Raw genomic sequence first — 9,337 nt, 5'->3', positions numbered from 1 at the left:
ACAAAATGATCGCTACGTTCTAGAGAAGTAACCTTAGCACCTAATTCTTCAAACAAGGCTTGATATAAGTCTCTACCGGCACTTGAATGCTCGTAAATACCAATATGTTTACCTTGCAAAAAAGGCTTATCAAATAACGAAGAATAACGAAGCACATATTCTTCAGCGGCTTCGCTACTCACTTCTAACTCTTCTAAAGCATCTAACGGTTCAAAAGTGGCTTCACTTTTTAAAATTGATAACTCATCACTTTTACTAATTTCACCATCAGGTCGGTAAAACTTTAAGCCATTACGATCAAACGGAATATGACTACCGGTAACCATAATACAAGGAATGTTTCTTTCCATCGCAGCATAAGCTAGAGCAGGAGTAGGAATAACACCATAATAAATTATCTCAATGCCCTGCTGCTTCAAAGCGGCACTACAAGCCTGAGCCATGGCGTAACTGCTTGGGCGATTATCAATAGCAATAGCTAAACGGTCAAAAGTAAACTGCCCTTTTAACGTATCAATAAAAGCTAAAGAAAATGCTGCACAAACGTCAGGGGTAAATTGCTCTACCAAACCACGTGCACCACTTGTACCAAAGGCAATACCGCTATTATCTAAAACTGTATTTGCTTGTAATGTGCTCATATTATTTTACTCTGCCGTAACGGTCTTCAAAGCGAACAATGTCGTCTTCACCTAAGTAAGAACCTGACTGAACTTCAATAAGCTCTAAATCAACTTTACCTGGGTTTTCTAACGCGTGTACTGCAGTAATAGGAATATACACAGATTGGTTTTCAGAAACGTATTGCTCTGTTTCATCAATCGTTACACGAGCCATACCCGATACAACAATCCAATGCTCTGCACGATGATGATGCATTTGTACCGACAATTTGGCACCTGGTTTAACAGTAATACGTTTAACTTGGAAACGTTCACCACTATCTACCGAATCGTATTTACCCCAAGGACGATATACTTCACGATGAATAGTTGCTTCAGTACGGTTATTAGCTTTTAACTTATTAACAATCGTTTTAACGTGTTGCGCTTCATCTTTATGAGCAACTAAAACCGCATCTTTAGTGTTTATAACCACTAAATCTTTAACGCCAACCGTTGTTACTAATTTATCTTCACTAATAACCAAGGTGTTGTGAGTATCAACAGATTCAACATCGCCCGTAAAAGCATTACCGTTTGCATCTTGGTTAGAAACTTCTAATAAAGCAGCAAAACCACCAACATCATTCCAACCCGCGTCCATAGGAACCACAACAACGTCTGAATTGTTTTCAGCACATAAAGGTTCCATTACTGCGTAATCAATTGAATCATCAGGACACGCCATAAATGCATCTTTATCAACACGAACAAAATCCATATCTTGGTTTTGCACTTGCATTGCTTTAACACAAGCATCATAAATGGCAGGGTTATGTTTTTTAAGTACATCAACGTATTGGCTTGCCTTAAACATAAACATACCACTGTTCCAGTAATACTCGCCAGAATCAACATAACCTTTAGCCGTTTCTAAATCAGGCTTTTCAACAAAGCTACTGACTAAATAAGCGTCATCACCTTTAGTAGCATTAACTGCACCAGCACGTTTAATATAGCCATAACCCGTTTCAGGGCTATTAGCTACAATACCAAACGTCACTAGTTTGTCATTTTTAGCATGTTCATAAGCTTGTTTAACAGACGTTTGAAAAGCAGCTTCGTCATTAATTACGTGATCAGCAGCTAATACTAATAATACCGGGTCTTCACCATCTTTCGCTGTTTCTAAAGCATGAATTGCCGCTAAAGCAATGGCAGGTGCAGTGTTACGGCCTACAGGTTCAAGGAAAATACCACCATGCTCAACACCTAATTTTCTAACTTGTTCAGCCGCAATGAAGCGATGCTCTTCGTTACAAATAAGCATACATGGCGCATTGCCTAAACCATTTAAACGAGAAATGGTTTGTTGCAGCATAGTTTGACTATGATCATTACCACAACCTAAAGCTAAAAACTGTTTTGGGTAGTTACTACGAGAAAGCGGCCATAAACGTGTGCCAGAGCCACCCGCCATAATTACTGGTAAAATCATTCTAAATCCCTAAATATTGAAAAACTTTATTAATATAAAAGCATTATAACAACACATGTCTATTAAAAGTTAGTCGCTATATGTAAAAATATTTTATTTACCCAAATTAAATTGTAGTAAAATTACTACAATTTAATAATATTCATCCATAAAGCCTAGAATATTTATTCTATTCTTGGATTGTTACAAATTAGTCTGCTAAAATCGCGTAATTAAAAATATTAAAACTAAAACACTATTAAGAATTCAGATTTCATACATAACTAACATGGTCATTTTACTGTAACGAAGACTTGTTAATTTTGACGTAATTAATTAGTCAATTGAAATTCTAAATAATCAGCCAGTGATAAGGAAATACAGTAGTTTGAAACGGAACAAAAATATATCACCAGTACTTAAACGCATAGTTAAGCACTCATACCTATTACTTCTTATTCCAGTTTTTGCATCTAATGCAGAAGATAGACCTGGTTTATTATTAAACGGGGCAATATCTGCTCAATATAATGATAATGTTTTAAATAATGTAAGCGAAATATCTGACACAGCAATTGTTGTTGAGCCTGAAGTTAAATATTTTGGCCTGGTAGGAAAACATAAGTTCATTTTAAGTTATGATGGCAAGTTTGCTAATTACACCAAAGACAGCGACTTGAGTTTTAACGAACATAAATTAGCAGCCAGTGCTCTATTAGATCATAGCCACAAACTCAGTAGTGAATTTAAATTAAACTTTGATAAAAAAATCGAAACACCTGGTTCAACAAACTCATCTACTCAATCGCTTGAAGACTTCAACAAATTAGAAAATAAATCAGCTATTGCAAAATTATATTACGGACAAAAAAGTAGTATTGGACAAATTGTTTTAGGTTATAAATATAGTGAGCGAACATACACCAACAATCAACAATCATTCCGAGATGTAGGAAAAAGTCAATTTGATGCTACATTTTTCTATCGTGTTGCGCCAAAGACTCGGGTAATATTTTATGCAAGTACTGAAGATTTCAAATATAAGGATCAATTACTTGCAAATGGCATCTCGTTTAATCAATCAAGTACTAATAATTTATATTTAGCTGGTATTGAATGGGAAGCGACTGCAAAATCAACAGGAACATTCAGATTAGGTTATCAAAACAAAGATTACGATGATGAACGCCTTAATGATATATCAGGCCTTTCTTATATGCTTGATCTTGTATGGAAACCTAACCCAAATACTCAAATAAAACTAGGTGCAGACAGACAGAGCACAGAATCGGCACAAATAAATGAAGGTGGTTTTTTAAGCACTTCATATTCTATTGAATTATCTCATGAACTCACTGCACGCACACAATTAAAAGCAAAAATAATGAAAGATAATGACGATATTGTTTTTAGTTCTGGCTCAGCTAATCGAACGGATAAAAGAAATACCTTAGAATTAGGTGCTAATCATAGTTTACGAGATTGGATAGATATCAACTTAAGCTATAAATACCAAGAAAAAACATCCGACATAGATGCTTTTAATTACAAATCGAATATTATAAACCTTTCATTAGAAACAACATTCTAATAATACTAAACAATATTTAAGCTTTATCAAAGGAAGAACCATGAAACTAACTAAACTAATTATTACTCTCACCTTGAGTATAATGATGTTTCTATCATTTACTGCAACAGCAGATGATACTGATAATTATAAAGTATCTACAGATGACGAAATATCAATCACAATATTTAATGAACCAGATCTTAGTCTTGATAAAACAAGAATTGGAGCAAATGGTTCTATTTCGCTACCACTTATAGGTCAAATAGAGGTCAAAGGGCTTTCCATTCCACAAATCGAATTTAAAATCACAAATTTATTATTAGATGGTTACCTTAAGAAACCTAATGTATCAGTAACTATTACTGAGTACCGCCCTTTCTATATTAATGGCGAAGTAAAAAAACCGGGTAGTTACCCTTATCGTAAAGATCTAACAATAGAAAAAGCAATTACTCTTGCTGGTGGTTTTACCGATAGAGCTTCAAAATCAGCCATTTCACTTGTTGGTGAATTAGACAAACGCTTTGTTAAAGCCGTTTCTCTTAAAGATACTGTTAAACCAGGTGACGTAATAACTATCAGCGAAAGCTTCTTTTAAGGATAAAAAATGAATTCTGTAGTACCTGAAAAAGCAAATACGCTTAATAATAACAATAGTAATGAAATAACATTATTGAATATAGAAGAAGTACCTGATCTAGGTCAGTACTGGCGAACAATAAAACGGTCAAAGTGGCTAATTATGTTAATCACTTTCTTTAGTTTGATTGTGGGTGGCTTTATCGCATCATCTGCAGTACCTATGTATAAAGCAACAAGTAAAATACTCGCTGACCCACAAACTCCTGGTGCTGACAGGAATGAACAATATATAGCAACAGCTTTAGTATTTTTATACTACGAAACACAGTACGAAATCATAAAATCTCGTAATGTAGCAGAAGTTGTAGTTAATAAACTTAATCTGGTAGAAAAATACAAAGAAGAACAAAAGCAATTAAAAACTGAAAAACCTTCAGGATTTAGTGCTACTATTAAAGCGTTTAAAACTAAAATAACATCGATAATATCCTCTGATGAGTCATTACAAAAGAACACAGTTGAATTAACTGATAATGATTTAAGAATAATGCTTGCCACAACTATTCAAGCTAATATTGAAGTTTCTGGTGGTAAACAAAGTCAAATTATTAATATCAGCTATGTTTCTGATGACCCACAAGAAGCAGCAGATATTATTAACGCTTTATCGGAAGCTTATATCCAATTTGGTTTAGAGTCCCGCTTAGGTGAAGTTAAAAATACCGAAGCATGGTTAAGTGATCAATCATCGCAACTTAAACAAAAACTTCAAGATTCTGAAGCTAAACTTAGTGCTTACAGATCTCAGGAAGGTTTAGTTAATACAGGTCAACAGCAACTTCTCGCAAATTCACAATTACAGTCGTTAAATAGCGAATTAATTAGAGCGCAAACAAACTTAAGCGCAGCAGAAGAGCAATACCTCGCAGTTAAAAACATAGAGCCTGGTTCTCGAGAAACTTATTCACTAGGTCCAGTTTTACAAAACAGAACAACAAGTGATTTAGTCAAGAATGAAAGTCAACTATCACAGCGAGTAAATGAGTTATTTGAGCGTTATGGTGAAAAACATCCAGTAATGATAGCCGCTCGTTCAGAACTTAATAGTGCTAGAAACAGCTTACAAAATGAAGTAAATAAAGTTGTAGAAAATATTGAAAAAAACTACAAATTGGCCCAGTTTCAAGTAACTAATATACAAAAGTTAATAGCTAAAAGTAGAAATGACATTCAATCGTTACAATCTGAAAATTTTTCATTGGTTAGTTTAGAGCGTGAAGTCGAAAACAATCGTAGAATATACGAAAATTTTCAAGTGAGTTTAATGGAAGCTAATGGTAAAAGTGAATACAGTAGTTCTAATGTGCATATTATTGACAAGGCAACTGTACCTGCAACTCCATTTAAACCCAATATAAAATTAATTATTGTTTTAGCTGGGATATTTGGTTTGTTTATAGGTGTTGTATTAACGTTTGTTCGTGAAGCATTAGACAATACATTTAAAACACCAGATGCTGTTGAAGAGAAGTTAAAGCTTCCGTCACTTGGTATTACGCCAGTTGTTAAAATTAATAAGAAAACAGCAACACCAGAGAAACAATATCTTGACGATTCTCTTTCGCCATTTGCTGAAAGTATTAACACTATCCGTACAGGGTTATTATTCTCTAATATTGATAATCCACCTAAAACCATACTGGTTACCTCTGCTACAGGTAGTGAAGGTAAATCGACAATGGCAATGAACTTAGCGGCTGCATACAGCAACTTAGGTAAAACATTATTGTTAGAAGTTGATTTACGTAAGCCTAGTGTTGCTAAAAACTTAGGTATAACAAATAAACTTGGATTAACTGATTTAATCTCAGGTAGCGTAACTTCAGCATCAGAAATTTTGTATAAAGATAACGATGATAAACTTAACGTTATTACTTGCGGTACTATCGCTCGTAATCCACTAGAATTATTATCGTCTAAAAAGTTTGAAGATGTATTAGCATCGTTACAAACACATTACGAATACATTATTTTAGATGGGCCTCCTACCCTTCCAGTAAGTGATTCATGTATTTTAGCGAATAAAGTTGATGGTGTTATCTTTGCAGTTAAAGCCGAAGATACACGTATTAAAGTTGCTAAAGAAGCGGTATCTCGTTTACAAAAACTAAATGCGAATATTATTGGAACAGTACTAACAGTAGCTGAACCACATAAGATGAGTTACTACGGTGACCATTATTATTCTGGTGAGTACTATGGTGTTAAACCTGAAAAGTAAACCGTTTATATAGTTAATAAATAACGACTTTAAATGCCCCTAATGATTAAATCATTAGGGGCATTTTTTTATTTCAAATAATTCGTGAAATTAGCGTAATTCGTTGGTAAAAATCTCTTCACCTAATAACTCAAATTAAAAGTTCAACCACAGAGCTCACAGAGGGACTTCGTCCTACACCGAGAAAATAATTATTTAAACCACTGTCAGCTAATCACGCCAATTACTCTAATTAAAAACACAAGAGCAACCAAAGAGAACACCGAGGGGCTTCGCCCTACACAGAGGAAAGAATTATATAAACCACTGTCAGCTAATTACGCCAATTACTCTAATTAAAAACACAAGATCAACCACATAGAACACCGAGGGACTTCGTCCTACACAGAGGAAAGAATTATATAAGCCACTGTCAGCTAATTACGCCAATTACCCTAATTTACCCCCCTAAAACATGAATTTTATTGTTTTTAAATAATTCGTATAATTAGTGTAATTCGTTGATAACATTTTTAAAGAAAAGGTTTAGCTCTTGACCTACCTCTTAAAGCGAAGCGCCTCGGTGGTAGATATTTTTGATCCTTCAATAAAACAACTGTCAGCTAATTACGCCAATTGCCCTAATTTAACCCCCTAAAACATGAATTTTATTGTTTTTAAATAATTAGTGTAATTCGTTGATAAGATCATTATAAAAGTGTTTTGAACTTCTCGGTGTGTGCGAAGCACAACTCTGTGCTCTCGGTGGTGAATGGTATTATTGTCTTAAATCATTAGTATTATTAGCGGAATTCGTTGATAACGTTTTTAAACATAAGGTTTGGTTATTGACCTACCTCTTAAAGCAGAGCGCCTCGGTGGTTAAATAGTTTTCAATACCTTAGTAACTCTTTTCAGTTAAAACCTTTTACATATTTTATAAAAATAAAACTAACCACATCAATACTTTCGGCTATAATCTATATTAATAAAAGAATACTAACTTGGTGAAAAAATGATAGACATACACAGCCACATTTTACCCGGTATAGACGATGGTGCTAAAAGCCTAGAAGAAGCACTAGATATGTTAAGAATTGCAATCGACCAAGGTGTTACAACACAAGTATTAACACCTCATATCCATTTAGGTCGCTTCAATAATACCAAGCAACATATTGAACTAGAATTTATAAAATTTAAAGAACAAGTCGATGCAGCTAATTTACCTATTAAATTACTTCTAGGAGCTGAGCTTCGTATTGGTCCTGAAATAATGCAACTAATTAGTACTAATTCCGTACCTTGGTTAGGTGAGTTTCAAGATAAAAAAACTTTCTTACTTGAGTTTCCACGAACAGAAGTACCTTTTGGTAGTGATAACCTTGTCCGTTGGTTAATATCAAAAAATTGTTTACCGATTATTGTTCATCCTGAACGTAATAGTACTTTCTTGCACAACCGAGATAAGCTACAAACGTTTATTGATTTAGGTTGCCCGCTACAAATTACAGCTAGCAGTATAAAAGGTAAGTTTGGTGCAGATGTTCAACAAATGACGGAAGAATTATTGCTTGCAGATCAGGTATCAGCGATTGCTTCAGATTGTCATAATTTAAAAGGTCGTTCACCAGACTTGTTGGCCGGTTTAGAACAAGCTAAGAGTATTATTGGTGATGAAAGAGCAAACTTACTTATTAATGATAAGCCTGCAGAATTAACTTCTAATAACGCCTTTCATTAAGTATTTCGTCCTAAAGACCCCCAACGAATAAAGATTATTAAAAAATTCGTGAAATTAGGGTAATTCGTTGATAAATATCTTTTCAGCTAATTACTCTAATTAAAGACAAAAGATTAACCACAGAGAACACAGAGGCACTTCGTCCTACACAGAGTAAAGAATTATTTAAACCACTGTCAGCTAATTACGCCAATTATCCTAATTAAAGACAAAAGATCAACCACAGAGAAAAGATTAATAACTATTAGTATTGGTCTTTTAAACAATTCGTGGAATTAGAGTAATTCGTTGATAACGTTTTTAAAGAAAAGGTTTAGCTCTTGACCTACCTCTTAAAGCGAAGCGCCTCTGTGGTAAAATGTCTTTTTATCTAATTAAAAACACAAAATCAACCACAGAGTACACCGAGGGACTTCGCCCTACACAGAGTAAAGAATTATTTAAACCACTGTCAGCTAATTACGCCAATTACTCTAATTAAAGACAACAGATTAACCACAGAGTACACAGAGGGACTTCGCCCTACACAGAGGAAAAAATTATTTAAACCACTGTCAGCTAATTACGCCAATTACTCTAATTAAAAACACAAGATCAACCACAGAGAAAATATTAATAACTATTAGTATTGGTCTTTTAAACAATTCGTGGAATTAGGGTAATTCGTTGGTAACGTTTTTAAAGAAAAGGTTTAGCTCTTGACCTGCCTCTTAAAGCGAAGCGCCTCTGTGGTAAATTATTTTTATCTTTCAATAATTCGTGGAATTAGGGTAATTCGTTGATAACGTTTTTAAAGAAAAGGTTTGGCTCTTGACCTACCTCTTAAAGCGAAGCGCCTCTGTGGTAAATTATTTTTATCTTTCAATAATTCGTGAAATTAGTGTAATTCGTTGATAAATGTCTCTTCAGCTAATTACGCCAATGACACTAATGAAAACCAAAATATAGATTTTTAAATAATTAGTGAAATTAGCGTAATTCGTTGAAAAAAATACTAAAGAGTGACAACTTTCCCTAACACTTGAACAACCAATTGCTTAGCTTTTTCATCACTAGTCGATTCAGCATAACAACGTAACTCTGGCGCGTTGCCAGAAGG

The 9,337-nt window shown here is 34.2% G+C and carries 6 protein-coding genes and 1 pseudogene; 4 read left to right on the top strand and 3 right to left on the bottom strand.

From position 1 onward, the window contains the following. Together Q5N69_RS18240 and Q5N69_RS18235 are read right to left on the bottom strand one after the other, a co-directional pair. A pseudogene (locus Q5N69_RS18240) lies at positions 1 to 641 on the bottom strand (phosphomannomutase); the annotation flags it as partial. Position 642: 1 nt separating this feature from the next. After that, positions 643 to 2,100: a mannose-1-phosphate guanylyltransferase/mannose-6-phosphate isomerase gene (locus tag Q5N69_RS18235; protein WP_304370513.1), complete on the bottom strand. Its 1,458-nt coding sequence runs from the start codon at positions 2,098 to 2,100 to the stop codon at positions 643 to 645. 367 nt (positions 2,101 to 2,467) lie between these two features. Here Q5N69_RS18235 and Q5N69_RS18230 point away from each other — a divergent pair, with 367 nt between their 5' ends. From Q5N69_RS18230 to Q5N69_RS18215, 4 genes are all read left to right on the top strand, one after another. Further along, positions 2,468 to 3,670: an outer membrane beta-barrel protein gene (locus Q5N69_RS18230; RefSeq protein ID WP_304370512.1), complete on the top strand. Its 1,203-nt coding sequence runs from the start codon at positions 2,468 to 2,470 to the stop codon at positions 3,668 to 3,670. Positions 3,671 to 3,710: 40 nt separating this feature from the next. Continuing rightward, positions 3,711 to 4,250, top strand: coding sequence for a polysaccharide biosynthesis/export family protein (locus tag Q5N69_RS18225; protein ID WP_304370511.1), 540 nt, complete (start codon positions 3,711 to 3,713; stop codon positions 4,248 to 4,250). Between the two features lie 9 nt (positions 4,251 to 4,259). Further along, the gene (locus Q5N69_RS18220; RefSeq protein ID WP_304370510.1) at positions 4,260 to 6,515 is read left to right on the top strand and encodes a polysaccharide biosynthesis tyrosine autokinase; all 2,256 of its coding nucleotides are present in this window, start codon (positions 4,260 to 4,262) and stop codon (positions 6,513 to 6,515) included. A gap of 994 nt (positions 6,516 to 7,509) precedes the next feature. Continuing rightward, a complete protein-coding gene (locus Q5N69_RS18215) occupies positions 7,510 to 8,238 on the top strand; it encodes a tyrosine-protein phosphatase (protein WP_304370509.1) in 729 nt (242 codons plus the stop codon). Between the two features lie 994 nt (positions 8,239 to 9,232). Here Q5N69_RS18215 and Q5N69_RS18210 read toward each other — a convergent pair. Next, positions 9,233 to 9,337, bottom strand: a 105-nt coding sequence (locus Q5N69_RS18210) for a hypothetical protein (RefSeq protein ID WP_304370514.1), incomplete at its 5' end; no start/stop codon positions are given.

Source organism: Pseudocolwellia sp. AS88 (genome assembly GCF_030551755.1).
Taxonomy (GTDB): Bacteria; Pseudomonadota; Gammaproteobacteria; order Enterobacterales; family Alteromonadaceae; genus Pseudocolwellia.
This window is presented reverse-complemented; position numbering and strand designations above follow the sequence as displayed.

Excerpts from the sequence above, each read along its gene's own strand:
- Q5N69_RS18235 (WP_304370513.1), bottom strand. The coding sequence starts at position 2,100 with ATGATTTTACCAGTAATTATGGCGGGTGGCTCTGGCACACGTTTATGG.
- Q5N69_RS18225 (WP_304370511.1), top strand. The coding sequence starts at position 3,711 with ATGAAACTAACTAAACTAATTATTACTCTCACCTTGAGTATAATGATG.
- Q5N69_RS18220 (WP_304370510.1), top strand. The coding sequence starts at position 4,260 with ATGAATTCTGTAGTACCTGAAAAAGCAAATACGCTTAATAATAACAAT.
- Q5N69_RS18215 (WP_304370509.1), top strand. The coding sequence starts at position 7,510 with ATGATAGACATACACAGCCACATTTTACCCGGTATAGACGATGGTGCT.